This window comes from Superficieibacter sp. HKU1 (assembly GCF_029319185.1).
Classification (GTDB): Bacteria; Pseudomonadota; Gammaproteobacteria; order Enterobacterales; family Enterobacteriaceae; genus Superficieibacter.
Genome location: NZ_CP119754.1, coordinates 3,433,477 through 3,457,254 on the forward strand (window position 1 = coordinate 3,433,477; position 23,778 = coordinate 3,457,254).

Consider the following 23,778-nt stretch of genomic DNA (forward strand, 5'->3'; position numbering starts at 1 on the left):
CCGAAAAATTTATTGCTGGTCTTCGGCGTAAATGCCCGCTGAAATAATCGCGCCGCCGATATCGCGCTGACCGTAGAGAAGCGGAACCGGATTCCCGGCAGCCGTGGTATTTACAGGACCACCAAACGCATAGGACGGTTTATTATCCGGGTCCTGCCGCATACGCAGCCCGGCGGGTTGTGGAGAAAGCATCTGGACAACGCCGCCCGCCATCATCGAGCCGCCTGCGTACATGACATTGACACCCCACGGCTGCTCAAAAACAAAGGTGGCGATCGCGCCCACAGCGACAACCACCGCGCCGAGGATAGTCTGAAATACCCCCGCCCGCTTGCTACCCCGAATAACAGGTATGATCCGCAGTTCACTCCCGGCGCTGACCATTTCAAATTCGTCCTGCCCGATGTTCCGGCGGTCGCGGAAGATGACAAAGTCCAGTCCTTTTGCGCGAGCCTCCCGCAGCCAGGCATCAAAGCCGTCAAGGGTGGCCGACAGCGCGCGAAAGACCTCCCGCGACGAATCAAGAACGCGGTAATGCGTGCGGCCAAAGCGCTGTGCCATTGAGCCGCTGAGTTTAATCACTGTCGTGTTGTGCATTTAACAGCTCCTTATGGCGCACAATTTTGATGGTGCGATCGAGATAATAGCCGCCATATGGCACCCGCTGACTAAGCTGACCGTACATGTGGTGCAGCAACATGTTGCCTTCCAGCAGGACCCCGGCATGATTAGGTACAGGTGACTGGACCTGCATGATCACCACATCGCCGGGTTGCGGCGGGCCATCGAACTCGCGAAAGCCGCAGTCATGCCAGTTATCCATATAGAGATTTTCGCCCTGCTCCCACCAGTGGCGCTCAACGCTGTAGTTGGGGAGGGCGATGCCGTGCTCGGTGCGGAAATAATCCATCAACAGCGACCAGCAGTCGGCGTGACCCAGCACGAACTGACGGCCCGTAAGCGGACGATCACCGCGCGGCATGACCGTTCTGATATCGCCTTCCGGCCAGGAAACAATGACCCAGGGTATTTCCGTGGCATCGCACATCAGCATATCCAGCTCGCTCGGCTGGGTGGTGGCGCCGTCGCCGGGGTGGCTGTGCACCACCGCAACCACGGTACCCTGATCCTCTGCACCGGCGTAATCCTCCGGGGCGATCTCAAACTGTTCATCAGGTGACGCGGCGCGGTTTTCACAGGCAATGTACTTCTCGACGCGGCCCTTCTGAATAACCAGCCCGCAGCATTCATCAGGGAAAACCGCCTCAGCGTGCGCCAGGATGGCACTGATCGTTTTATCTTTCATCATCAGCTCCTGAGCAGGGAAGCGCCGGGGAAGCCGCCAAAGTCCAGCGGTTCGTTCTCGCCAAAGCGCGGTTTACAGCCGGTTGACAGCAGGCCGGAACAGACATCCAGTGCGGGATCGTCCACCGGTTTACCGTCCTTATCGAACCAGCCGTTCTGCCCGGCGTAGGCGCAACCGTTCCCGGTTTTGTACCACCCCCGCATGCACCAGGTGCAGAGCGGCTGGATCTGGCGCGTCGGGATTTGCTGGCCGCGCAGGTCCGCGGGGCTGGAGAGTTCGAACTCCACGGTTTCATCATCACCGCCGGATTTGCGATCCACATAAAACACCTGCTTACGCTCTTCCAGCGGATTTGCATCCGCATTGCCTTCAGGGAAATTACGCGCATCGAGATAATGCACAAAGGTGTCGTGAATAATCACCTTCGCCCGCGCCATACCCTGAAAACGGCGGCACAGCGCGCCGATCGTGCCTTTGATGTTGGCGACTGTCAGCTTTGGCCGGGCGCTCTGCCCGTCGCTGCTGACGGAAATCCCTTCCAGCTCAAACGGCCAGGCCCCGTATTCCTCGCCCTGCCACCAGACGGACTTTGCCTCCAGCTGCGACTCATCGCCGCCTGCTGCTGCCAGCTCAGCTTCAGTGTGCGGGATGTTCTCCTTATGAAAGCGCAGGATGCCCGCGCCGAAGGCGGAGCCGTCCACTTCGATCAGCTGAATGCGGCTGCCCGGCTCAAGTTTCTGAACGTCAGATGAAATACTCATGGGTGATATGCCTGTATGAAAGTACTGCTGAGGGTATGAATGTTATTGCCGTGGGACGAAAGCTGGAGGGTTTCTGCGCGGTACAGCCCTTCCGGCTCGAGCGGGGGTTTCCAGCGGAAAGATTTCCACCCGCCGTGCCGTTCGATGAATGCCTTTATCGCCAGGATATAGTCTTCATCACCGGTAAAGCTTACGCTCCACTGCGCCAGCTTAGGATTAATGCCGTCCCCGGCCACCTGCGCGTAAGCGTCCCCGAACTGCGCCTTACGCGTGCGCAGGGTGATATCAACCTGCGACGTGATGCGCGGACACCATTCAAATATTTCTGTCGCCACGCTTAAACTCCTTTAATGGCCCGCCACAGCGGCGTGCCTGGCCGGCTGACCTCTTCATTCACCGTGCGCAGGATGGCATCCGTGAGCTGACGACCGGCCGCGCTGGCCGCGCCCTGGCTGACCGGCTGCTGTGACTGTGAGTTGATATGGATATCGCCGATGTTGATGGAGGGCGCGGCGCGTTCGGTCTGTACCCCACCCATCGCACGCACACCGAGGGAGCCGTCCGCCGCGCGCGTAAGCGGCATAATGGCTTCAGGCCCGGCCTCGCCAAACACGCCCGCGCCTTTGGCAAACGCAAAATACTGCGGCGTGCTGTACACCCCGTTGGTGTAGGCGCTGAGCGACGGGGAATCGTACACATCACCTTTCGCGTTAAATTTGAAATTAGCCGCGGCACTCTGAATGGCGGTTCCGCTGCTGCCTGCCGCAGAGGATGCGCCAAAGCTGAACAGCGACCCGATGGAGCTGGCGGCATTCGCCATCGCCATGTTTACCAGCACGTTCTGGACAATCTTCAGCACGCTGACGCCCCAGTCTTTCCAGCCCGACACGTTGCCGTTGAGCATATCGGTTACGCTGGAAACGGCACCATCCATCGCCTGCCTCATGCCATCGGCCGCCAGAGCGGAATAGTTAGTCGCTTCATCTGCCCAGTTGGCATAACCTTCGCTCAGTCCGCTGAACCAGTCGTTACGCTGTGCATCTGAGGCGCTGTAAAAGCCCTGCTGGTCGCGCAGGCGTTCATCCAGGTAGCGTTTATTGAGCGCCAGCTCCTGCTGATACGTCTCTTCTTCAATGTCGCCTGCCTGCCGCTGCCGGAGCAAATCGGTATTTTTCTGCTCAAATTCCTTACGGATATTGAACTGCTCCTGCATACGTTCACGGAACCGGGTTCCCTGTCCGTAGCCGGTTAGCTGGGCCTCATTCGCGGCGCGCGCGCTGGCATTGCTGTCGGCCAGTTGCGCTTCGTAGTTGCGGAGTTGCTCGCGTAATTTAACCTGATCGATAAGTGCAGCGTTACGCATCAGATCGGCTTTCTGCGCCTGGCTTAACGTTGCCAGCTCACCCTGACTGACCTGGTATTTCACTTTAGCCAGCTCGGTATTCTGGCCGGACAGCGCGATCTGCTCTTTCTGCTGTTTGATCAATCGGTCATAGGTATCAACCGCTTTTTCAGCATCAGATTTTGGGCCTTTTTTTGCTGGCTTATTGGCTTCAATATTTCTCCATTCTTTAAGACCATTATCAATAAGCTCTTGCCGCGCTGTCTGATATTGCGCATCGTTCTTAAGCCCAAGATCATCAGCAGCATATCCAAGCCTGGTTCTTTCTTTTTCCTCGCCCTTTAATTTGGATAAAGCTAAATCCCGACGGCTTTTTTCGAGGGCATCGCTTTGCTTCTGATCGAGATCCGCCTGAGGAAGGCGCATTGGAGTATTGACTAGACCCTGACGGGCCATTAATAAATTATTACCTAACCCAAGCAGGCGATTAAATTCTGTATGTTCCCCGTTCATTAATAAAAGAGATTGGTAAGCAGCATTTTGTTCAGCCGCCTGTTGGCGGATTAATGCCACTCGCTGATGCTCAATACCTTCAAGAACATCTTGAATCGATTGGGATTTAGCCTGCATTTGCCATAAGCGCTCCTGCTCTACAGCTAAAGCTTGAGTTGCATTTGACAGGCCGAGAGTTGCATCATCAAGGCTTTTGAGGTGGTTAATCATATACCCACCCACTGTTGGCCCAGGATTAGCCAACATATATTGATATCCGGAAATTTCTTCCTTTAAACCCCTGACTTTTTTTGCTTGTTCATCTACCAGTCGATTTTGTTCATCCAGAGCCTTACGCGTTTGAGATTCATTATCTGATGCCTCAGTGAGGCTCATTGATTTAGTTTTTGCGCGTATATCATCCAGCGTATTGGCATATTCAAGCGCTGACTTTCTGACCTGTTCTTGATTTTTGTACCACGTATACCAGGCCCCGGCACCCAGGAGAATTATACCAGGAAATCCCCCAACCAAACTCAGCGCGCCGCCCATCATGCGAGAACCAATTGACGTCACATTATTTAAAGCAGTTTGAGCTGAACTTCTCGCTGCAATATTTCTTGTTAATGATTGTTGAGCTGCACTTAGTCTTTTCTCTGCGGCCGCCTGAGCATCCGTTCCTCGGGCTGCAACTAAAGCTTGTTGAGCCCTGTATACTGCTGCCCTGGCTCTGGCAGTGGAGATCTGAGTACCTCTGACCTGCGCATCTGCGAGTGCAATTTCCCTTTTGGCTGCGCCAATGAGACCTGTACTGGCTGAAATTGCCCCAGAAGCCATCCCGCCTAAATACCTTGCGAGACCAATTGAAACCAGAACACCTGCGGCAGTGGCGACACTGTCAATATTTTTTGAAACGTCATCCATAACACCAGAAATTGTAGCCGTCGCACCACTCGCATTATTGGCTCCTCCAACCCAGTCCATGAAGGCGTTCTGAATACGTGTGGATGCGGCGCTGACGCTATTCGGCATCGAGTCAAATTCAGATTTTAGCTTGTCAAGCTGACTGATTAGCGCTGGTACAATTTTGTCTGTTGTTAATTGGCCCGTATCAGCCATACCTTTAAGGTCTTTCTGGGCAACGCCCATGCCATCAGCCAGCGCTTTCATAATTCGCTGCCCGGACTGTGCAACGGAGTTAAAATCCTGCCCACGCAGCACACCTCGCCCTAATGCCTGCGACAACTGAACGATAAGAGAAGATGTCTCTTCGGCGGACGCACCCGAAACCTGAAGCCCGTTAGCCAGGGCATCGGTCAGTTTTAATATGTCTTGTGTTCCGAATCCCCATTCGCGCAATGATGTGGAGGCACGGCTAAAAAGCGCGGCATTATCAGCAAACGCTGAGCCAGTACGCTGACTTATATCCATCAGACCTTTTTGGGCGGTGGAAAAATCACTTGCATCATTTGTTGCGAGTTTTACCCTGGCCGATAAAGAATTGTATGAATCCGCCAGTCGAATAAGATTTGCCGTGGCAAATGCACCAGCAAATGCGCCAGTTAAACCTAATGCAGCAGTCCGAGTGGTATTTAATTGTGCCGTTACAGAAGCTAAAGCCCGCTGTGTTTCTCGCTGCGCTGAAGCCGCTTGCCTCCCGCCATTCTGCATAGTACGGTGATAGTCCTGCCCCATACGAGAAGCACGAGAAATTTCTGACTGGAAAGATTGAGAGTTAGCGGAAATTTTAATTATTAGTTCGCGCAGCGTAGCCATAACAAGCTCCAGAAACAAAAAAACCGCCGAAGCGGTTTTCTTTATCATTCATTTATTCCAGCCTTTCGCCTGGCCTCTTTTAAATATTCTTCATCAGACTTTGTCGGGGTCTGATGCCGATTATTTTCACTGAGATCACTACCACAGTGTTTACATTTTATTGCCTCAGCCTTGATCATCTCTGCACAAAAAGGACATTTTTTCATTCCATCGAAGGCAATCATTTCTTTTTCTTCAGCCTTAACATCTTTGCGAATGACTAATGAGTGAACGAGCGCAATAATGAATAATAAGGCACCATAAATCCACCAAGCGAAGAACGAACGGCCTTTGCTTTGTGCAATTAGTGCCGGGATAATCCCTAACACAGCAGAGATAAGCAGTAATTCCATGTAACCCCCTATTAACTATATGGGGCAAATCCTAATACCTTATTTCAAAAAAGTCACTGTGCTGCTACGTCTAACGCAGCCTCAAGGCTGGCAAAAGGATCTTCCGCCTCTGCGTTTTCATCCCCAGACCATTGCAGAATTGCATCGTTCAGAGGCACTTTCACCCCCTGTGCGCCATAAACAGCAGATGTTATCTGCGCCGCCTGTATGTCGCCGCGAACATCACCAATCGGATTGTGTCGGTCATACTCGATCCACATCATCAACTCGCTGGCCGTCATGCTCTGACGCAGTTCAGCCAGCGTTCGCCCCAGTCGGAGCGCCAGCGACATCAGGAATTTTACGCCGGGGGTTGCGACTTTTCCCGCGCATCGTCCGCAGTGCTGATGAGATCAAGGCCTTGCTTCAGCAGGCGCGCATGAATTGGGCCGTAAATCGCCCGCACCTGCTCTAAATCTTCTGGTCCGAATACCGGTTGCTTGTCCGTATCGCAGAGGACATCAATAAACAGCACGACATCCGCGCATAGGTTACGGTGCGCCCGTTCAGATACTGAAATTTCCTCGTCGTCACTGCCTGAACTGATGATCTCCTGCCAGCGTAACCAGCCTTCGCCGGAGGGCTCACGCAGCACCACTTTGGCGTTATCCCACTCAGGCACGGTGGTTTCTTTAAAGCGAAAGCCCGAGTCTTTAGCCAGGGCGCGTTCTTTAAGCGATGTCATGTTTTTCCTTACGAGCCGGACTCGATGTTTTCAGGTTTGCCTTTCAGGCGCAGGGAGAACGTGGCGGCCACCACGCCATTAGTACCGGACGACCAGGTATGCTGGCGCACTTCGGCCAGAAACTTATACCCTTTGCCGGACGGGAAAATGACCTGAAAGCCATATGTCGTGTCATTGTCATAGGCCGTCCGCAGTGCATCCTGCGCCGGGTTTCGGTAGAAGTTACCCGACATGGAAATTTCAGACGGTGCTGGCAGACCGTTGGTATTTTCCTGCTCTTCTGAACAGAACGTCGTCGTGTCGATATCCTGTTTCTGACCGCCAGTAAACTGCACCTCTTTAAGCGTGCAACTCAAATCGAGAAATTTGGCGGTTTTCAGCGTGTCTTTGGTTGCGGGGACTTCAGTGATCAGGATTTTGGTATTTTGCGATTTTTCATACAAAGAGGACATGGTTGTCTCCATAAAAGCAAAAACCCGCCGGAGCGGGTTGTTCATGGTTGATTAACGTTTCAGGATGTGACCCGAAATTCGAGCGTGGCGCGATAAAGCCGAAAATCTGGTTCATAGCCAGGGATATTCGTTATTTCAGTCGGGGTCAGGGGCTTAACCGCTTCCAGCGCCTGATCACGAATGGATCTGGCTTCCTCAATGGTCAGTGAGTAAACATCGATCTGCACTGATGCGCGGGATTCCGCCTGACCGCACAGCACATCGGTCGAAATATCAGAGACCAGGGAGAAGATCACCCACGGAGGAGAAATGGACGGCTGGCCATCGTCGCTTAACGGTGCGACATAGGGATAAACCTGCCCGTCGGCCAGGTGCGATAACAACGGGTAAAGATCGGCTTCCGTCATTTGCTCAGCACCTTATCGATGGCGCTGTTCATCCTGGCAATAGCGGCTTCGGCGGCCTCTTCCTGCCGGGTATCAAACGCCGGTCGCACAAACGGATGCGCAGGCATATTCACCGTACCCAGTTCAACGAAGCGCCAGTAGAACGCATTACGCGGATTGCTGGCTTTCATGGTGTTATCACTGTTGCCGGTCCGGGGGTTAACGCCACGAATATGCACGCCGGACGAAATTTCCCCGCGGCGGCGGCTTTTTTGGGTTACCACCACCACGTTTTTTTTCATTTTCCCGGTGCGGACCGGAGCCCGGTTAATGACTTCAGTTTTCAGCACGTCAGCACCCGCACGCGTGGCATCGCGAAGCACTTTGTTATTTTCGGCCCGGCTCAGGGTTTCAAGGTCGCGGGCAATATCCTCCAGCCCGGAGAAATCGAGATTAACATCAATCACTTTTCGCTCCCCTGTTTGCAGAGAATCTCCAGCTGGCTGCCTTTTGCATCCGGGATCGGCATCCCGGTCACGTTCAGCACAGCGTCTTTAAAGGGTCCCGTCAGCACTTTCAGACGGGATGCCGCAGTGACGTCCCGCCGGAAGCGTATCCAGACCCGGACAGTCGCTTCAGCCGTTTCCGCACCGGCGGACATCTGCTCCCGCCCGCTGATACCTTTGACCTCTGCCCAGACTGTTGGACCGTCAGACCAGGATTTCACCGGCTGGCCGGTCGGTGATCGTGTTGTTGTGGGATTCTGAACAACGAGACGATCGCGTAAGCGCCCTGCCTGCATAATTCCTCCTGCTCAGATGATGGTTGGCAGGCGAAGATCGTAAATAAGCATCGTCACGGAGAACGGCAGCTCTCCCTGTTTCAGCTTGTCTTCTTCTTCGCCGCCACGGTTTCTGTCCAGCCAGCCAAGCAGCATAAGTAGCGCCGTTTGCGTACGCCGCAGTGGCTCGCCTTCGATCAGCACACCATTACTGCCAACGATTCGCTCACGACTTCCCTGAACGTAAGCGAGAATAGCCGCGCTGCCCGCCTGAATTTTGAGAGTCAGGTCCGCATCACCGTCATCGCCATCAATACGCAGATGCTCTTTAGCCTGCCCGAGGTTTACAAGCTCGATCACGTTTTGTCCCTCCCGTCACGCCCGCGTTTGGTGGCAAGCGTCCAGCCTTTTGAACCCGTTTCGCCAGGTTTGTCCTGCGTCTGTTCGTCGCAGTGCCAGAGCGAACCGCCCCATGTCACCGTGTCGCCGGGCAGGTAGTCCTGTCCGGATTTGTACACGCCCTGGTAAATCATGACCGGAACGTCAAACGACCTGGATTCGCAGGCTCCGCTCGCGCGGTTTACAGTGAGGGTAAAGCAGCGCTGCCCGGAGCGGGTAACATCCACCCCCGCCACGCCATCGACAACGCATTCCCACCCGCGCATGCCGTGCGTTTTTTCATAGGCACGCCACAGCCCGCCGCTATGCGTTGCGTAAGAACCCCGGGGGTAACTCTTCCCTTCATCAATAAAGGGAAGCAGCTCCAGCGCCAGCGCATCACGACCGTCCTCGCCATCCTTCGCTGGCCCGGGCGCAGGTAGTGCAGCAACAGCCTCACTGACCAGGATTTTGACGTCAGGCAGAACCGGCATTGATCGGGCAACAAGCTCCTGCAGCATGGGCTGCACATCCTCAGGTGTGAGGCTTTTGCCGTCCTGCGGTACCGGGATTGCCGCTACGGCCTCGCTCACTGCCGCCTCAACAGCTTGTTTCAGTGCTTCAGGATCGTAATCTTTACCGTCGCGTGGTACAGGAATTGCGTTGACGGCCTCATCCACCATCTGCTGCAGCATGGGCTGCACGTCCTCAGGCGTCAGGCTTTTGCCGTCCTGCGCAGGCGGGAGCTCAGCTACCGCATCACTGACCATTGAAGCAATATCCGGCAACTGAGGCAGTTCAGGCGCGGGAAGCTCTGACACAGCATTCTTTATCATCGCCGCGAAATCCGGCAGCGGTGCGCTTTTGTTATCCGCTATCTGCTCCTCAAGCCGGGTCAGTTTTTCTTCAAATGCCAGGCGTTGCTGCTCAAGGCTTTTACTGAACCTTGTGCGCATGTCGTCTAGAACAAGCCCGAACTCCTCGCCAAGCGCTTTTATGAGTGTTAATTCGCGTTCATTCATTTGGTTAGCAATCCTCTGAGCATCGCTTTCGCCGCTGCCTGCTCAGCGTCAGACAAAGCCTTTCCATCATCACTGTCTGCCTGTGGGCGCGGTGAACTCTGTTTCCCGAAGGGATCGTCGGAGGCATCCCGCCTGGCCAGTGCGCCCAGGCTGTAATTCTGCTGCTGCAGGTAGAGTTCATCACCGCCCGTCACAGGTGGCAGGTTTTCGCTGCGCCTCGCCTCATTGGGCGTGAGGATGGTGTTTTTAACCCCTTCACCCAGCGTTTTGATGCGGCGTTCGCTGTCCATACGCAGCAGTGCGCTCACGTCAAACTCGGTACCGGTATCGCCTTCCATTTCGAACGCCTCATCCAGCAGAAGCTCAATCGACTCAATAAGCGTCTGCAGACACTGTGAGTAATACTGCTGCTCCAGCGCCTCAATGTTGTCGTAAGAAGGAAGTTCACCGACGCCGGCTTTATAGGCCGGGACGTGAAACGTTGAGCAGACAATTTTCTCTGACATCTGCAGTTGCTCAACGACCTTTGCATCGTCAGCAGACATTGAGATGGGGTTATACTTGGCACCGTTGCTCAGAATACCCGTTTTGCCCGCATTTTCCCCGGTGTAGCCTGTGTCCCAGTTGGCTTTGAGTTTCCGCGCATTTTCATCATTGATGGTACCGGGCACTTCAATGACCCCGCTCGGTTTACTGCCGTTGCGGAAAAAGTACGCTGAGTTTTCCTGAATATGGTGGCCCTGCATTGCAGCCAGGCCAGCCGCATAAATGGGTGAAAGTCCGATAAGCGGATGAAACAGGCAGTTGAAGCGATCGTGGATCACCTCGCGCGCGGGGGCCGTTACAGGAGCATCCACGCCCGTCATATTATCGGGGTTAATCTGGTAGAAAACAGACCCGTCATCTGCCACCAGTGGCGTCACTTTGTTCCAGTCCAGAATCCGCAGTTCGGTGATTTCACCGCGGGTGTTTCGGATCTTGAGGACAACCGTATTACCGTGGCAAAGCTTCGAGTTGAGCCAGCACTCGAAAAACTGCATCCGGTTCTGAAAAGCATTCGGGCGTCTGTAAATCCTGGCGGGTGTGCCACTGTTATTTTCTTTCCAGATGCCGTTTGAGTCTTTGCGCATCAGCCGCAGAGGCATTTTTGAGATATCGCTTGCGATAAGCGAGATGCAGGAAAACACAGCATGAAAGGACAGTACTGTCGTCTGGTTAATTTCCAGATTGCGCTGCCAGGCACCCGCGAAAGGCTCACGGATAAGGGACATCCATCCGCCGCGATCTGATGGCGGCTGAAGCGCTTTTTCTTTTCTCCGGAAAGGATTCCACATCAGCCATTCCCCGCATTATTTTTCTTTTTTGCCCCACCCGCTCGCCTTGTACTGATGTACTCAGCCATGCCCAGCAGCACCAGCACCCTGGCGCACTGCTCGTCCACGGCCTTTTCATCACCAGGCCTCGCGTCATGGGTGCGCTGAAGATATCTGATTCTGGTCATGCAAACTGGCGGGGTTGCCCCCGCCCTCCTGAGTGGATTAGCTGCCCTGAGTGGTGCCGTAGTTAACGCCAGAAATGACAGCCACCGCAGCGGTACGGCGACGTTTCCAGTTGATCCAGCGCTCGGCGCGGATGGCGACACTGTTGGTCTGGAACATTGATACCAGCTCGGTACCCGTGCCATTCACGCTGTCCCCGGTCGGGTCGCTCTCCATCTCCAGAGACGCTTCGCGCGACATGTCCACCGCCACGCCGCCATCATCGGCCAGATAAATATCAGGCGCATTCAGCAGCGTAAGGTTAGAGCCGGCATACTGCGAAACGATGGCCGGAAGTCCCTGGAAGGTTCCGCCCAGCAGCGTCATTTCCGGGTACATTTTCTGACCCAGCGCGTTTTTCTTCATGGAAAGCGCCAGCGCATTGGTGCTCGACATAATCCATACGCCACCCGTCGGCTGCAGGTTCGCCATTACAAACTGCGCGAAGGCAGCTTCGGCATCTGCATCCGGATCACCGGTAGACGGAACAGCCGGAATGCCGTTGGTTACCGAAGCCGGAGAGACGTTCGCCACTTCAGCTTTCGCCGGGTTGATAAAGTCCGTATCAAGACGGGCAATAACGGCTTCAGCCAGCGCATTACGTACCAGCGCGTCAGCAGCCGGGTTAGAGAAACGGATCAGCTCATCGGTCAGCACTGCAATAGCAGCCACTTTGGCAAAACTGAAGGTGATCGACTCAAAATCAAACTTCGTCAGCGGCTTCGCCTTACCCTGGCCTACCCAGTTCGCTGAGCCGCCCGAGGTCTGCGCAGGGATGCGAATATTAAAGGGTACCTGGCGCAGCGCCGGAATATTGCCCTGACCGAAGCGACCGATAATAGTCTGCGGTCGCAGGAATTCGACGAAATCCTGTGCATATTCCTGATATTCCACCAGCGAGCCAGCCCAGGTCGGGTCAGTAGTGGTACCTGCGCCGACTGCCGCTTTAAGGACGTGATGCAGCTTGGCATCGTCCGGATATTGCTTACGGGCAATTTCCAGCGCTTCCGAACGACTGCCATTTGCGGCCGCCAGCGCTTTGGCGAACCGGGCAAACGCGATACCTTTTTCCAGCTTCTGCTCAACGCGGATGATGCCCGGCGCGCTGGTAGTCACCACATTCAGATCACCACCGGCGGCTTTACTGACCGGTTTGGCTGTCTGGGCAATGCTGGATTCCATGTCGCGCAGGCGTTTCAGGTGCGCATCCACGGATTTGATTTCAGCGGAGGTGTTGTCATAGCTCTCCTCTTCTTCGACATCCAGTGTCCGGCCGTCTTCGGCGGCCTTCGCCATAATGTCTGAGAGAGAAGCCGCCAGCGCCGCACGCTTCGCTTCAAAGCTTTTGATTTGTTCTGCGATATTCATCGAACTGTTTCCTTTTCTGGTATTGGTTTCGGGTGCTGTAGCGCCAGCGGGTTGAGTTGCTTTAACTACCGGTTTCTCATTGCCGGACGCGGCGAGTAACTGGCGGTCATAAGATTTAACGGTGTTGATTGAGCATTCGGCGTTTGCCGGAATGGTCACCGCTGAAACTTCAAGAAGATCCCAGGACAGAAAGCGGATACCGCCTTCATCCAGGAACGAATATTCAATGGGGCGGAAGCCGATCGAGAGGCCGCGCACCAGCCCCGCCTTAATGGATGTCCAGGCCTCATCGAGCCGGGCAACCAGCTGGGAGGGCATATCCGGGGTTGGCTTCACCAGTTTTGCGGTGATTTGCAGCCCTTCCTTCACCATTTTTGGTGTACAGGTGCCGATGGGCTGCGACCGGTCGTGCTGCCAGAGAAACGGCGTGTCGCTGCGAAACTTCGCGCCCTCCGGCTCCATAATGTCCCCGTCACGATCCGGCGATGGCGTGGAGGCGATGCCGGTAATTATCCGCTCATCCTCGTTTACCGCTTTCACCGTCATGAGGGTGCATGCGCGCTTAAGCGTCATTTTGCTGCCTCCTGAAACGAAAAAACCCGCCGGGGCGGGTCGTTGACTGATATAGCTGTCATATGAAATGCACCTGATAATCCTGCTTTTTCGCCTCAGGGTTCAGCGCCATAAGCGAAACGGCATTAAACAACGCCATCAGCGGGTCAATTTTTCCTTTGCCGCTGGCCTGTTTGGTAATGAGGATCGCATTACCTTTCGGTTCGACACGGGCATTGCCCACGCACCAGGCCATCATGGGCTGACCCGCATGCACCAGCACACCTTCGGCAAGCTTGCGTTCGGTGGTTTTAATCGCGCCACCAAGCCGCCAGCCCTGACTGACGCCCACCACCGCATCGGCGGGAATATCCGCCTCGATCAACGCGTCCAGGATCTGCCCGACACCGGAGGGGTCAATGCCAATCTTGTCGAGCAGTTCGGCGGTATGGATACGGCTGACGTACTCCGCCACCTCTTCCGTATCCTGCCCGACACGCTTCACGATGGTCATGTCTCCTGCTTTAACAAAGTCGTTAAACCGGGATTCTTCGCTTTTACGCCGTCGTATCGCGATTTCATGCGCCCAGGCATGGCACCAGCAGAGCCATTCCCGCGTCTCAGTATCACGCCCGACAGCACTGAACCCCAGCAGGTCATCAAGCCCGCCGCCATCAATGCCGACGGCAATCACCTCGGCGCGCTGAAGCAAATCGTCAAAGCTCACTCGCCTGGCCTGCTGCTCCCAGAAATCGACACCCGCCCAGCGGTCGCTGCGCAGGTTGAGACCAATTTCGATGTTGAGATGTTTAGCCAGAAACTGCTGCAGGGTGCCGTCCGTTTTAGCCTGATTTTTTCGCAGGTTATCGGCAATCCACTCAGGGCTGACGGAAAGCCCGATGTTCGGGTTGGTGATATAGAAGTTTTCAGGACTGAGATAAGCCTTACTCTGGATCATGCTGTCCGGGAACTCGTAGAGAATTCCCAGCGTTTTCGGATCGCTGATTTTTCCGTCACGCACATCACGCCAGTAATCGAGGCGCTCCTTAAACACACCCGCCGGGGGATCATCACTCTGGGTGGTGAGATAAATCACCCAGCCCTCATTGCGCGATACCTGGCCGCCGAGTGCCTCCATGAACATCGCCTCTGCGTTGGCGCGCTTGCCAAACAGCCAGAGCTCGTCAACGAGAACCCGACCGGATTTTTTGCCCGAGACGGTATCGGTATCGGCTGCCACCACTTTCAGCGTGTTTCGCGTCACGCGGTGGGTGATGGTGCGGATATGATCCTGAATCTGGAACATATCAGTCAGTTCATCATCAGCCCGTATCATGCCGGCGGCTGGTTTGAAGCTGTTGTCGGCCACCTCTTTTGTCGGTGCCAGGATCAGATGTTCCTCGTCCTCGCGCCAGCACAGGATCAGTGCGGTCAGCATGATGCCTGCCGCGATAGTCGATTTGGTGTTCTTTTTGGATATCAGCAGGCCGTATTCACGGATCAACTGATTACCGGTCCGGGCGTCGTAACCACCAAAGATGACTTTTACAAAGTCGAAAACCCACTCTTCCGAGCACTCGCCGAATGTCGGCTTACCCGGCAGGTCGGAGACACGGAGTTCGCGGAAAATACTCAGCGCCTGTTCAGCCTGGTCAGCGAAAATCGGCGGCGGAATGATAGAATCACCGTCGATGAGGCGGTTTTCCCAGTCGGTGCAGGCCGTGGACCAGTGCGCCATGGATTACCCCTCTTTGTTATTCACCACCAGCTTTGGCGGTGCCATAGATCCGAACCTGCTGGCACCCGCAGCCACTTTCGCCGCAGCGTTGCGCGCGTCTTTTTTACCCGTTTCCCCTTTTTTAGGGTGGATATAAGGCAGCATGGCCTTTGCCGCATCCTTTCTGATGTCAATGTCTTCCCCGGTATCGTTCATTACTGCCATCAGAAACTTGAGCGGATCGTCATACTGACCGGGCACCGGCGGCGCTTCCGGCAGAGGAATGTTTTCCGCCGTGTTTACCGCTGGGGTATAAACATTTTTCCGGCAGGATGGCACCTCATCCACGGTGACTATTTCTTTCTTTTTGCGTTCAGTAAAAGCGATGACTTCCGGATCTTTTGCAAGCTGCGACCCCTTTGACCGCGCGGATTTCTCCGAGTAGCCCGCCTTTACTGCCGCATCTTTCTGAGACATGCCGGACATCAGCGCCACCGCGAATTTTCGCTTTTGCGCTGTTAACATGTTTATACCCTCCAGAAGGGAATTTTTTCTGTACGTGAGGGAGGCTGCGGTGTCCGGCGCTTTCGATGTTTACTTCCGGACCCACCCCCCCCGGTAAATGAGAATTGATATCATTACATCTGAAATGGTTTCATCTGAAATCAATTTTATTGCAATTGATATCTATTCGCATTTGATTTAAAGCACCACGATGTCATCGCCTCGACTGGCTGACGGCACCTCATGTTTCAGGGCTTCAGTGTCAGGCTGACCAGATGCTGCTTCGCGTGCTGACTTCCCGGCATGACATTCAGTGCAAAGGGTCCAGAGGTTACGCTCCGAGTTGTCGCCGCCGAACTGTAATGCGGTGCGGTGATCAAGTTCGCTTTCGTGCAGGTCAACTATCCTGGCGCACATGCAACAATGACCACCGTCTCTCACCCAGATACGATGCTTGAGACCAACCCTTGCGCTTCCACTAACCCTGCGATGCTCGCCAGATACAGGCTTGATACGACGCGTATCAATAACCTTCAGTCGGGGCTTAAGGGTTGTCAGCTTAACCATACAACCTCCACGCCCTACGGCGTTCAGTCCTTGGCGCTGCGTCGGGATGACGCTCAACAGTTTCGCCGTCGGCATGGTCCACCAGCGACCAGCATGGGTAGATGACATCGCCGCCATACGCATCACCCACTGCATAATCAGCAGGCTTGCTGCTGTCCCAGCGAGTCAGCACCCTTTCAATATGCTGCGGCGGTACGCTGTAGCAGACGCCATGGATCAGGCGCGGTAGCGTGATGTAGTCAGCCCGCGTCTTGTCGGCAATGATCAATCGCTCGGCGATCTGCATCTGGTACTGCGGCGGGCGGCCTGTGCCGAGATAGAACGAGCAGAGGCTGTCCGGAAAGCGGTTCAACCATTCGCCAGCCAGATCAATAAAGCGGGCTACAGGCAGCGCATCGTCTTCACAAATCACCACCCGGCATTGCTGCCTGGCGGCCCATTCAAGCGCTCGCCGGTGGTTCCATGCAGCGCCATGATTTTCAGGGTCGGTCATCACGTGGGCATCCGGTCCGAGCTGGTAAGCCAGTGCTCTCGCCTGCGGCTCCCTTGAGTGATGACAGACCACTACAAACTTAATTTCCATCAGTGTCTTACCTTTGGCTTCGGCCTGCACTCGCTACAAAATTTGGAGGGAGGCTTTACATAACTGCCACAGCGATGGCACTGGAAAGGACTTCGGGCGCTGCCAGGTGTGAAGACAATAATGAAAATAGCCAGTGCAGCCAGGATGAAGAAAATTAATGTTCCCACTTCTACCTCACTTATGCCGCCAGAATGCGAACTCCTTACCGATCCCGTTCGACTTGAAAACTGTGTGGATCTGCGGACCGGTGACCAGCCTGTTACCGAAAGACTTCGCCACAATGCCGAAAGCCAGCATATCGCCCACCGCAGCACCAGTGCGTTCTGTCTGCCAGAAGCGGTTACTCTCAATGCGGTAATACAGACGCACGATCGCATGGGCGAACGCCATAACATCTTCACGCGTGCCGCCCAGCAGCCCGGCGTTGAGCATGGCTTCGTGGCGGTACTCATCGAGAAAATCCTGATAGGGTTTCTCCGGGTGATTCTGCCGGGCCCAGACGTCGGCGTAGGTTTTAGGCTCGGAGCCGACATAGACCTGACCGGCTTCCATCTCTGCCCACGGCGTGTGCAGCATCTCAACGTCGGTACCATCGGTGCACCAGACGAAATGGTATTCAGGGTGATCGCGCAGATACTGGTAGATGTGCAGCCAGCGCCGGAAATAAACATTCATCGCCACGTCAGGAACACTCACCAGCTGTGCGCCTGGTGGCGCTTCAGTCAGTTCGTCGGCAAGCACAACCGCATCAGCGCCACTGATTGACATTGCCCAGGCGCGCAGAAGGTCCGGTTCAGCCCGCATCTTCACGCCACGCTGCGGATCAGGCTGGCTGGTTAACAGGGTGGTGATCACCACGTTACGACGCGGGTGGTATTCTACATAACCGGTATAACCGGCATCCCGGCGCTCATTGTGGATCTTCACGTTGCGCGCCACCAGCGCCTCGCGATCGGGACGGGAAACAGAGCGCGTGACCTCTTCGTGCTCATCCATCGAGTGAATCAGCCTTTCCGAGCCAGAAACATCAGCGTAAGCCCACGTTGTCAGCCCCGCATTATGGATACGCAGCGCCAGATCTGAATGCTCATACATGCCGCGACCGTAAACCGGATCAAAGCCCCCTACGGTCTCAATGGCGCTGCGGTGGTAATAGAGCATCACGCCACGCTGCCCGGTATAGGCCACATGCTGATCGTCACGGTAGAGCACCGCCAGATCGTTCAGCTTGCGCGGCCCGGCGAGATCAAGAAACTGATAAGCAAGGTGCGGTTCGGGCGATTCGATATAGGGCAAATGCCAGTTATCGGCGATCGGCCAGGCATCATCATCCCACAGAAACAGATGCTCACATTCGGCATCCATCAGCGCGGTCAGGCTGGCATTCTTCGATGCGACGATACCCAATGAAGCATCATGCCTCATCAGTTGTACGCCATCAGTGACTGTTGCAGCCGGCGCTGAACCATCATCGATCACCACCACCAGCGCACCGGCGGGTAAATGCCGCAGATGTTTGTCCAGCGCCCTGCTGAGAACATCAGCACGATTATGCGTCGTAATGGCAATACCTATACGGGTAGATGAAGCGCAGGCAGGAACATACGGGACACCATCAATAGTGACCTGCATAACATCTCCAAGAAAAAAGCCCCGCATATGCAGGGCTGCTATCGTTTAGCCTGGGTTGACCAAACCATGCTCATTTTTTACTGTAAAAAGATTCTCTTCCAGGAGGACGGGTCTTAAATCGACGATGCAGCCACATATACTGCTCCGGTGCTAACCTGATTGCCTCTTCAATCGTCTGATTCATTCTCGTGGCGACAAATTCCTTTTCCCTGCCAGCCAGTTCTTCACTGATATCCGGTAAAATAATCAGCTCATATCCTTTCTGGTCTGGCAGGCGTCGAGGAACAAATGGAACTACCGCCGGACGAGCACCTCTGACAAGCATGTAGCTACCTGCTGTCGTTGCAGCATCAGGGACCTGGAAAAATGGCACAAATACACTGTTGTGCGCACCATAGTCATGGTCTGGCGCATACCAGATGATTTCATCCTGCTTAAGGGCTCGAATCATTCCCTTCAGATCATAGCGGTCCAGCATCGTTTTATTAGAACGCAGACGACCGCGTGTCTGTAACCAGTCAAACAACGCATTATTGTTTGGCCTGTAAACACCAATTCCAGGATTAAGCATACCGAAAATACGTGCACCAAGCTCAAGCGTCAGGAAGTGCATACCAATAAGAAGCACTCCATGCTGACCCGACCGGGCTTTTTCCATATGCTCATAGCCCGTTACCGTAAACCACTTACGTATTCTTACATCTGACCAGAACCAGGCCATACCTGTTTCAATGACCCCCATACCGACTGACTCAAAATTTTTGATAAGCAGTTTTTCCTGTTCATCTTTTGCCAGCTCGGGAAAGCAAAGCTCCAGGTTTCTGCGCGCAATGTTTACGCGGCGTGACATTATTCGCAGACCCAGTCTACCCAGACCACATCCGATCCGGCATAAAAGAGGGTATGGAAGCAGAACAAGACAGCGAAGGATGAGTATTCCAAGCCATAACAGCCAGTAGCGGGGGTGAAAGAAAGAAAGCGAAAATTCTGGCAATCTGGTCATTGAGTTAAGCGAGTCCCTTTTATCAACAATCGCGACTGTATGGAGCATCTTTCTGATTGTAATGAACTATGTGAAATTATTGCATCATTGCAATTCAGTTATCTTATAAAAAGTCGGGAGATGTCGTTTATCTTTTTTTGCGATGTGGTTAACGTATCGCTGATTTTATACAGTCCCTCAAGCACTTTTCCCGGAATGCTCATTAAAGTATCTTTTGGATGCTCGCATACTCTGCGCATAAAAAAGCCCCGTTAATGCGAGGCTTGATGGATGGATGAATTCTGCCTGTGGCAAATACATTAAGAAGAAAGACGGCTCCGGTTCAGCAGTTTCTCACTGACCGTCAGCACCTCATGCCATACAGGATCTGTTTGCCACCACCGCGGCGTAACCAGTCTCAGCAGGGCTATCCACGTATCCTCTCTTTGTTCGTACGGCATGCTTTTAACCTGCTCGCCCACACTCACAGAAATTTCAATCACTGAAGCCAGTATCAGGTTAACGTTTTTACCTGATTTATATTCGCTTTCAATATGCTTCATTTCAGAAGCATAAAAAGCTATTACTTCATTCTTAATAATCACCCGCTCCCCGCAGATAGTTTCGGTTTTCACTTAAGAATGAGTTAAATACAAAAACGAATCTTTTTTTTAACATAAAGAGCCAGACAAGACCTCAGTAATCGTCGTCAGGCTTCGCTGCCGAGCGGCACGCAGACATACATGCCTTCTGCATCTCAGCTTTTGCCATTGCCACCCAGCGAGGATCCGCACGAGTTTCTTTGGCGGTGTCCAGTAGGTTCAAGAATGATGCGTGAGTTCACTCACAGGTATATTAGCAAGCCATTGATTAGCATGCTTGTAGTGTCATATACGATAAATCAAAAGAACCGGCATAACAAAAAAATTGCGTTATCAAGTTCAGTGAATATGAGCTATAACTCACGCAGTCAGGAAGACTTAAATAAAATTTTTCAGCTGCATTATCTGGCGATTTCGTGATGTCACTATCGCCAGAGCTTTTAACACTTGCCACACTCTCGCAGTGGCTGCGCTCATGCCCTTGAGTCGCTGTCGCTCAATAGCCGCTAATAACCGGTACGCGTCTGGCGTTCGCGCTGCTTTACCGGCACACCCATTTCTTCATTAACCCTCACCAGCGGTATGTTGCAGTTTGGACTTGCATCTGGCTCTCTAATCGGAGACTCGGGGCCGCATCATGACTGCGTCTTGCATGAACGGTCTCACCGCTTTACTGCTTCATGGGATCACCTCATACATTGTTGGAGGACATACTGCTGTAACCCAGTCAGTTGCTTTGTGACGGTTTCGATTCGCTCTCTGAGGGTGAAATAATCCCGTTCAGCGGCGTCAGTAAGTCGGGGGCTGGTGCCATCATCCACGCTGGTGGTGCCGGGCGTTCCGTTCGCTCTGCAGGTGGCGTTGAGTTGCAGCCGCTTACGCCCAGCAGCAACATCACGTTCAAGCTGGTCAATAGTCGCTTTGGCATCTGCCAGTTCTCCGTAATATTTCGCATCGAGCGCTGCGACGTCGCGCTGGCGCACTTTCATATCGTTAATGGTGTCGTTCGCCAGCACCAGGTCGCCCTTCGCTTTATCGCGCTGCTCTTTATAGGCAATGGCATTATCGCGGTAGTGATTGACCGCCCAGCCAAGCGCCACAAGCAGGCCAGCAACCAGCAGCGCACCGATAAGTTTTGCTTTAAAGGTCATTTTCACCTTCCGCCAGGCACATGGAGCGCTCCATCTCGCGCCGGTTCTGCAGTCCCTTCCACTTCATGCCACCAGCGTAAACCCAGCGGCGCATCTCTTCACAGGCACCGGCATGGTCGCCCTTATTGAGTTTCCGCAGCAGGGTGGATTTAGAGAACGCATCGGAGCCGACATTAAAGACGAAGCTGTAGAGCGCCGCGCGCTGATACTCGCCCACCGGCACCTTTACCAGCTGGTCAACGGTGCGCTTTGCCGGCTGCAGGTCTTTCCACAACAGGGCATCACATTCCCGGTCGGTATAGGTTTTGAGCCGGACGATATCGCGCCCGGTATGACCGTCGCAGACCGTCCAGACGCCAGCCACATCCTTATAGGCTTCGTACTTCCGTCCCTCCACACCGTCATGGCCGCCAAGAAAAGCCGTGGCAATGAGCATCGCGCCGCCGCCCGCAGCAGCGATGAGTTTATTACGCAGACTGCTGGTCATCGGCATATCAGTCATCTCCAACTTTTACCGTCGGGCCGTATTTCTCCAGCGCCCTGACCTGGGCATTGGCGACCTTTCGTTTGAAGTACCAGTTAATAAGCCCGGTGATGACAATGCCCGCGATACCAGCCAGCACGCCGACGGCACTCCATTCATCAGGGCTCAGTTTTGTCAGAACACCGTTCAGGATGGTGCCGCCGGAAGTGCCGAGCGCGACACCGGTTACGAGTTTGCTCATATGGGACATGTCTCTCACCTCCGCTGAGGGGAAGTGTTTCAGGGGAAAATGGATAAAAAAAAAGCCTGCATTGCAGGCTTGTGAGATATTTTTTTGGCTTGTGGTGCCGGGTGCCTCCCGGTAAGTTCGAGCCAGCGACTGAAACTTGCGTGTTAGGTTGTCTTACTGTTAACCGGTTGCTGATTACGCCCCTCCGCTCAGGGGGATTCACCACAAAAGAATCTTATCCCATTTCGCTGTAATCGCCTGTTTATGAGGCTAAAAAAGGCACCCTACCGCACGATGTGTTAAAGATGGCTAAAAAGCCTGCTTGTAAAAGCAGGCCAGAAGTAGCAAAGCAAATATGACTGTCGGTGTAATTGGTATGTGGTGCCGGGTGCCTCCCGGTGGATCTGCCCCAGTCAGCAGATCCGCGATGTTGAATAATCAAAAAACTTACTGGTCGCCCCGCCGCACAGGGGGATTCACCACAACTACATTAGCCACTAAATAATTCACTTTGTCAAAGGCACCAGGAGATGCCTTTTGCACAGTGTAATCACTGGATTCAACCAAACCCCAGGGTTATGCTGGAACTTCAGCGCGCCCGTGGTAGCACACGGACGAACTCAACATATGAGGGATGGCTGATTACCTCTGTTCAAGGAAAAATAATGGCTATAAATATTCCCGTATATTTTATGACCGATGATGGTGAGATTTCACTAACTCCAGTTCATAAGGCTGTACCCGTTATTCCGATTACATTTACCGCTGCAGACAAAGACAACTTAAACACCGCCCCTAATCCAGAGAAACATAAATACACTATGGTTTTGCTTGATACTGGTGCGACTGGTTGTTTTATTGATGAAAGTTTTGCTGATGATCTTGACATGCCAGTAATCAAAGAAATTAATGTTCTCGGAGCCACGTCGACTATCAAATCAACTGTACGTGCGACAGTAATGTGTTTTACGGACGATGGAAGATTATTCAGGCAAGAAGTTTCAACTGCACCGTTATCTGCTAATGGTAGAAAATTTCTTGCGGCATTCGGAATGGAGTTTCTGGAGCATTGCTCGTTAACCCTTGATTTCGAAAATAATAAATTTGAGTTATTATTTAACAGCTAATCCATACCAGTAACAAAATCACCTCAGTGTTTTCGTTTTTAATACCAGTAGGCGGCTTGTCCCTCAAAGAGTCATGCCGCTGAATGCCAGTATCAATCAAATTTAAAACCACTAATTTCACATTTTTTTTACATATATTGCATTCTAAAATTTCAACATGTTGAGCCAACGTCAACTTTTCATCGACCTTGTCAACCTGACACTCAAGCTGCTGAATACGTTCTTCCTGTGTCATTTTCACCTCAACAAAATCTTTATTTCGAAGCATCTAGCTAAAAGGCCCGCCGAAGCGAGCCTTTAGAACACATTCCCTATGGTTCGTCCTATAGTTTTACTTATTCATCTGCTTTTGTTTTTTTGCCAAGAGGTTCACTTTCAATCTTTAAAATAATTGACTGTTTCACCATCTCACTAAAAGCCTTTAAATCATCAGAATTATGAATGGTTACAGAGACATTATTATTCTGATTATCTGCCAACAGGACATAGACTAATTTACCATCCATTACATGCACGTTAATTCGCGTAACCACTGGCCGAGGTAACGGAGGTTCATCATCAATCACTGTATATAATTCAAATGTCGCGCCATCGACTTTATCAATTGTGAGGCTATCAAATGAATGACCCCAACTACCATTCTTATTTATTACATATACATATGGATGATGCGTATGACTCTCTGTTTGAAACGACTCAGCGGGTAACTCCAGTGAATTAATATAAATCACTATAAAATTATTTATAGAGGTGAGTATTAACTCTTTATACTGATGCCTATTGCCTTTTAGCTCTGCCCTTTTATTTTTAAAATCTTTAAACGTAATCATACTATTTCTCTTTTCAAATTTCCTCGATAACAGTATGCCACGATAAATCGTCACGAAAAGGTAGACAGCTTGATTATGTGCAGTGCAACCAACAAAAAAA

At 53.0% G+C, this 23,778-nt stretch carries 28 protein-coding genes and 1 pseudogene; 1 reads left to right on the forward strand and 28 read right to left on the reverse strand.

The window, feature by feature from the left end; all coding sequences use genetic code 11:
• Positions 1-9: 9 nt before the first annotated feature.
• The 26 genes and pseudogenes from P0H77_RS16305 to P0H77_RS16435 form a co-directional block, all read right to left on the reverse strand.
• Positions 10-597 carry a tail assembly protein gene (locus tag P0H77_RS16305; RefSeq protein ID WP_276158193.1) on the reverse strand — a complete coding sequence of 196 codons (588 nt, stop codon included), beginning with the start codon at positions 595-597 and terminating at the stop codon, positions 10-12.
• Positions 575-1,306: a C40 family peptidase gene (locus P0H77_RS16310; protein ID WP_276165158.1), complete on the reverse strand. Its 732-nt coding sequence runs from the start codon at positions 1,304-1,306 to the stop codon at positions 575-577. Before P0H77_RS16310 ends, P0H77_RS16305 begins: the two co-directional genes overlap by 23 nt.
• Before the next feature lie 2 nt (positions 1,307-1,308).
• Positions 1,309-2,067, reverse strand: a complete 759-nt coding sequence (locus P0H77_RS16315) for a phage minor tail protein L (protein ID WP_276158195.1) — start codon at positions 2,065-2,067, stop codon at positions 1,309-1,311.
• Positions 2,064-2,402, reverse strand: coding sequence for a phage tail protein (locus tag P0H77_RS16320; RefSeq protein ID WP_194205818.1), 339 nt, complete (start codon positions 2,400-2,402; stop codon positions 2,064-2,066). Before P0H77_RS16320 ends, P0H77_RS16315 begins: the two co-directional genes overlap by 4 nt.
• Before the next feature lie 2 nt (positions 2,403-2,404).
• Complete coding sequence (locus P0H77_RS16325) at positions 2,405-5,677, reverse strand: phage tail tape measure protein (RefSeq protein WP_276165159.1); 3,273 nt, start codon at positions 5,675-5,677, stop codon at positions 2,405-2,407.
• 44 nt (positions 5,678-5,721) lie between these two features.
• The gene (locus tag P0H77_RS16330) at positions 5,722-6,069 is read right to left on the reverse strand and encodes a zinc ribbon domain-containing protein (RefSeq protein WP_276158198.1); all 348 of its coding nucleotides are present in this window, start codon (positions 6,067-6,069) and stop codon (positions 5,722-5,724) included.
• Between the two features lie 53 nt (positions 6,070-6,122).
• Positions 6,123-6,401 carry a DUF4035 domain-containing protein gene (locus P0H77_RS16335; RefSeq protein ID WP_276158199.1) on the reverse strand — a complete coding sequence of 93 codons (279 nt, stop codon included), beginning with the start codon at positions 6,399-6,401 and terminating at the stop codon, positions 6,123-6,125.
• An 8-nt stretch (positions 6,402-6,409) separates the two neighbouring features.
• On the reverse strand, positions 6,410-6,793 hold the full coding sequence (locus P0H77_RS16340; protein WP_276158201.1) for a phage tail assembly chaperone: 384 nt from the start codon (positions 6,791-6,793) through the stop codon (positions 6,410-6,412).
• Between the two features lie 32 nt (positions 6,794-6,825).
• Positions 6,826-7,245 (reverse strand): annotated as a pseudogene (locus P0H77_RS16345) (hypothetical protein); the annotation flags it as partial.
• A 59-nt stretch (positions 7,246-7,304) separates the two neighbouring features.
• The gene (locus P0H77_RS16350; protein ID WP_276158203.1) at positions 7,305-7,652 is read right to left on the reverse strand and encodes a hypothetical protein; all 348 of its coding nucleotides are present in this window, start codon (positions 7,650-7,652) and stop codon (positions 7,305-7,307) included.
• On the reverse strand, positions 7,649-8,098 hold the full coding sequence (locus tag P0H77_RS16355) for an HK97-gp10 family putative phage morphogenesis protein (protein ID WP_276158205.1): 450 nt from the start codon (positions 8,096-8,098) through the stop codon (positions 7,649-7,651). The genes P0H77_RS16350 and P0H77_RS16355 overlap by 4 nt, the downstream gene beginning before the upstream one ends.
• Positions 8,095-8,433: a phage head closure protein gene (locus tag P0H77_RS16360; RefSeq protein WP_276158207.1), complete on the reverse strand. Its 339-nt coding sequence runs from the start codon at positions 8,431-8,433 to the stop codon at positions 8,095-8,097. Before P0H77_RS16360 ends, P0H77_RS16355 begins: the two co-directional genes overlap by 4 nt.
• Before the next feature lie 12 nt (positions 8,434-8,445).
• Positions 8,446-8,772 carry a head-tail connector protein gene (locus P0H77_RS16365; RefSeq protein WP_276158209.1) on the reverse strand — a complete coding sequence of 109 codons (327 nt, stop codon included), beginning with the start codon at positions 8,770-8,772 and terminating at the stop codon, positions 8,446-8,448.
• Positions 8,769-9,812: a phage gp6-like head-tail connector protein gene (locus P0H77_RS16370; RefSeq protein ID WP_276158211.1), complete on the reverse strand. Its 1,044-nt coding sequence runs from the start codon at positions 9,810-9,812 to the stop codon at positions 8,769-8,771. The genes P0H77_RS16365 and P0H77_RS16370 overlap by 4 nt, the downstream gene beginning before the upstream one ends.
• On the reverse strand, positions 9,809-11,146 hold the full coding sequence (locus P0H77_RS16375) for a phage portal protein (protein WP_276158212.1): 1,338 nt from the start codon (positions 11,144-11,146) through the stop codon (positions 9,809-9,811). Before P0H77_RS16375 ends, P0H77_RS16370 begins: the two co-directional genes overlap by 4 nt.
• 204 nt (positions 11,147-11,350) lie before the next feature.
• On the reverse strand, positions 11,351-13,291 hold the full coding sequence (locus P0H77_RS16385) for a phage major capsid protein (protein WP_276158216.1): 1,941 nt from the start codon (positions 13,289-13,291) through the stop codon (positions 11,351-11,353).
• 58 nt (positions 13,292-13,349) lie between these two features.
• On the reverse strand, positions 13,350-15,008 hold the full coding sequence (locus P0H77_RS16390; protein ID WP_276158218.1) for a terminase large subunit: 1,659 nt from the start codon (positions 15,006-15,008) through the stop codon (positions 13,350-13,352).
• Positions 15,009-15,011: 3 nt separating this feature from the next.
• Positions 15,012-15,512: a terminase small subunit gene (locus P0H77_RS16395; RefSeq protein WP_276158220.1), complete on the reverse strand. Its 501-nt coding sequence runs from the start codon at positions 15,510-15,512 to the stop codon at positions 15,012-15,014.
• Positions 15,513-15,689: 177 nt separating this feature from the next.
• On the reverse strand, positions 15,690-16,058 hold the full coding sequence (locus tag P0H77_RS16400; protein ID WP_276158221.1) for an HNH endonuclease: 369 nt from the start codon (positions 16,056-16,058) through the stop codon (positions 15,690-15,692).
• On the reverse strand, positions 16,051-16,641 hold the full coding sequence (locus P0H77_RS16405) for a hypothetical protein (RefSeq protein WP_276158223.1): 591 nt from the start codon (positions 16,639-16,641) through the stop codon (positions 16,051-16,053). Before P0H77_RS16405 ends, P0H77_RS16400 begins: the two co-directional genes overlap by 8 nt.
• 174 nt (positions 16,642-16,815) lie before the next feature.
• Complete coding sequence (locus tag P0H77_RS16410) at positions 16,816-18,273, reverse strand: glycosyltransferase family 2 protein (protein WP_276158225.1); 1,458 nt, start codon at positions 18,271-18,273, stop codon at positions 16,816-16,818.
• Between the two features lie 70 nt (positions 18,274-18,343).
• On the reverse strand, positions 18,344-19,276 hold the full coding sequence (lpxL, locus tag P0H77_RS16415; protein ID WP_276158227.1) for an LpxL/LpxP family Kdo(2)-lipid IV(A) lauroyl/palmitoleoyl acyltransferase: 933 nt from the start codon (positions 19,274-19,276) through the stop codon (positions 18,344-18,346).
• Positions 19,277-19,575: 299 nt separating this feature from the next.
• The gene (locus P0H77_RS16420; protein ID WP_276158228.1) at positions 19,576-19,890 is read right to left on the reverse strand and encodes a hypothetical protein; all 315 of its coding nucleotides are present in this window, start codon (positions 19,888-19,890) and stop codon (positions 19,576-19,578) included.
• Positions 19,891-20,543: 653 nt separating this feature from the next.
• On the reverse strand, positions 20,544-21,008 hold the full coding sequence (locus P0H77_RS16425) for a lysis protein (protein WP_276158230.1): 465 nt from the start codon (positions 21,006-21,008) through the stop codon (positions 20,544-20,546).
• Positions 20,998-21,501: a lysozyme gene (locus tag P0H77_RS16430; RefSeq protein ID WP_276165160.1), complete on the reverse strand. Its 504-nt coding sequence runs from the start codon at positions 21,499-21,501 to the stop codon at positions 20,998-21,000. The genes P0H77_RS16425 and P0H77_RS16430 overlap by 11 nt, the downstream gene beginning before the upstream one ends.
• A gap of 1 nt (position 21,502) precedes the next feature.
• The gene (locus tag P0H77_RS16435; protein WP_103678201.1) at positions 21,503-21,733 is read right to left on the reverse strand and encodes a class II holin family protein; all 231 of its coding nucleotides are present in this window, start codon (positions 21,731-21,733) and stop codon (positions 21,503-21,505) included.
• Between the two features lie 653 nt (positions 21,734-22,386).
• Here P0H77_RS16435 and P0H77_RS16440 point away from each other — a divergent pair.
• The gene (locus tag P0H77_RS16440) at positions 22,387-22,848 is read left to right on the forward strand and encodes a retropepsin-like aspartic protease (RefSeq protein WP_276158232.1); all 462 of its coding nucleotides are present in this window, start codon (positions 22,387-22,389) and stop codon (positions 22,846-22,848) included.
• Here P0H77_RS16440 and P0H77_RS16445 read toward each other — a convergent pair.
• Together P0H77_RS16445 and P0H77_RS16450 are read right to left on the reverse strand one after the other, a co-directional pair.
• Positions 22,838-23,083 (reverse strand): hypothetical protein, encoded by a 246-nt coding sequence (locus tag P0H77_RS16445; protein WP_276158234.1) that lies wholly within the window; start codon positions 23,081-23,083, stop codon positions 22,838-22,840. The genes P0H77_RS16440 and P0H77_RS16445 overlap by 11 nt on opposite strands.
• Before the next feature lie 100 nt (positions 23,084-23,183).
• Complete coding sequence (locus P0H77_RS16450) at positions 23,184-23,678, reverse strand: hypothetical protein (RefSeq protein WP_276158236.1); 495 nt, start codon at positions 23,676-23,678, stop codon at positions 23,184-23,186.
• Between the last annotated feature and the right edge of the window lie 100 nt (positions 23,679-23,778).

Coding starts and splice junctions, on each gene's coding strand:
- P0H77_RS16305 (WP_276158193.1), bottom strand. CDS start 597: ATGCACAACACGACAGTGATTAAACTCAGCGGCTCAATGGCACAGCGC.
- P0H77_RS16310 (WP_276165158.1), bottom strand. CDS start 1,306: ATGAAAGATAAAACGATCAGTGCCATCCTGGCGCACGCTGAGGCGGTT.
- P0H77_RS16315 (WP_276158195.1), bottom strand. CDS start 2,067: ATGAGTATTTCATCTGACGTTCAGAAACTTGAGCCGGGCAGCCGCATT.
- P0H77_RS16325 (WP_276165159.1), bottom strand. CDS start 5,677: ATGGCTACGCTGCGCGAACTAATAATTAAAATTTCCGCTAACTCTCAA.
- P0H77_RS16330 (WP_276158198.1), bottom strand. CDS start 6,069: ATGGAATTACTGCTTATCTCTGCTGTGTTAGGGATTATCCCGGCACTA.
- P0H77_RS16335 (WP_276158199.1), bottom strand. CDS start 6,401: ATGTCGCTGGCGCTCCGACTGGGGCGAACGCTGGCTGAACTGCGTCAG.
- P0H77_RS16340 (WP_276158201.1), bottom strand. CDS start 6,793: ATGACATCGCTTAAAGAACGCGCCCTGGCTAAAGACTCGGGCTTTCGC.
- P0H77_RS16350 (WP_276158203.1), bottom strand. CDS start 7,652: ATGACGGAAGCCGATCTTTACCCGTTGTTATCGCACCTGGCCGACGGG.
- P0H77_RS16360 (WP_276158207.1), bottom strand. CDS start 8,433: ATGCAGGCAGGGCGCTTACGCGATCGTCTCGTTGTTCAGAATCCCACA.
- P0H77_RS16370 (WP_276158211.1), bottom strand. CDS start 9,812: ATGAATGAACGCGAATTAACACTCATAAAAGCGCTTGGCGAGGAGTTC.
- P0H77_RS16375 (WP_276158212.1), bottom strand. CDS start 11,146: ATGTGGAATCCTTTCCGGAGAAAAGAAAAAGCGCTTCAGCCGCCATCA.
- P0H77_RS16385 (WP_276158216.1), bottom strand. CDS start 13,291: ATGACGCTTAAGCGCGCATGCACCCTCATGACGGTGAAAGCGGTAAAC.
- P0H77_RS16390 (WP_276158218.1), bottom strand. CDS start 15,008: ATGGCGCACTGGTCCACGGCCTGCACCGACTGGGAAAACCGCCTCATC.
- P0H77_RS16395 (WP_276158220.1), bottom strand. CDS start 15,512: ATGTTAACAGCGCAAAAGCGAAAATTCGCGGTGGCGCTGATGTCCGGC.
- P0H77_RS16400 (WP_276158221.1), bottom strand. CDS start 16,058: ATGGTTAAGCTGACAACCCTTAAGCCCCGACTGAAGGTTATTGATACG.
- P0H77_RS16405 (WP_276158223.1), bottom strand. CDS start 16,641: ATGGAAATTAAGTTTGTAGTGGTCTGTCATCACTCAAGGGAGCCGCAG.
- P0H77_RS16410 (WP_276158225.1), bottom strand. CDS start 18,273: ATGCAGGTCACTATTGATGGTGTCCCGTATGTTCCTGCCTGCGCTTCA.
- lpxL (WP_276158227.1), bottom strand. CDS start 19,276: ATGACCAGATTGCCAGAATTTTCGCTTTCTTTCTTTCACCCCCGCTAC.
- P0H77_RS16425 (WP_276158230.1), bottom strand. CDS start 21,008: ATGACCTTTAAAGCAAAACTTATCGGTGCGCTGCTGGTTGCTGGCCTG.
- P0H77_RS16430 (WP_276165160.1), bottom strand. CDS start 21,501: ATGCCGATGACCAGCAGTCTGCGTAATAAACTCATCGCTGCTGCGGGC.
- P0H77_RS16435 (WP_103678201.1), bottom strand. CDS start 21,733: ATGAGCAAACTCGTAACCGGTGTCGCGCTCGGCACTTCCGGCGGCACC.
- P0H77_RS16440 (WP_276158232.1), top strand. CDS start 22,387: ATGGCTATAAATATTCCCGTATATTTTATGACCGATGATGGTGAGATT.
- P0H77_RS16445 (WP_276158234.1), bottom strand. CDS start 23,083: ATGACACAGGAAGAACGTATTCAGCAGCTTGAGTGTCAGGTTGACAAG.
- P0H77_RS16450 (WP_276158236.1), bottom strand. CDS start 23,678: ATGATTACGTTTAAAGATTTTAAAAATAAAAGGGCAGAGCTAAAAGGC.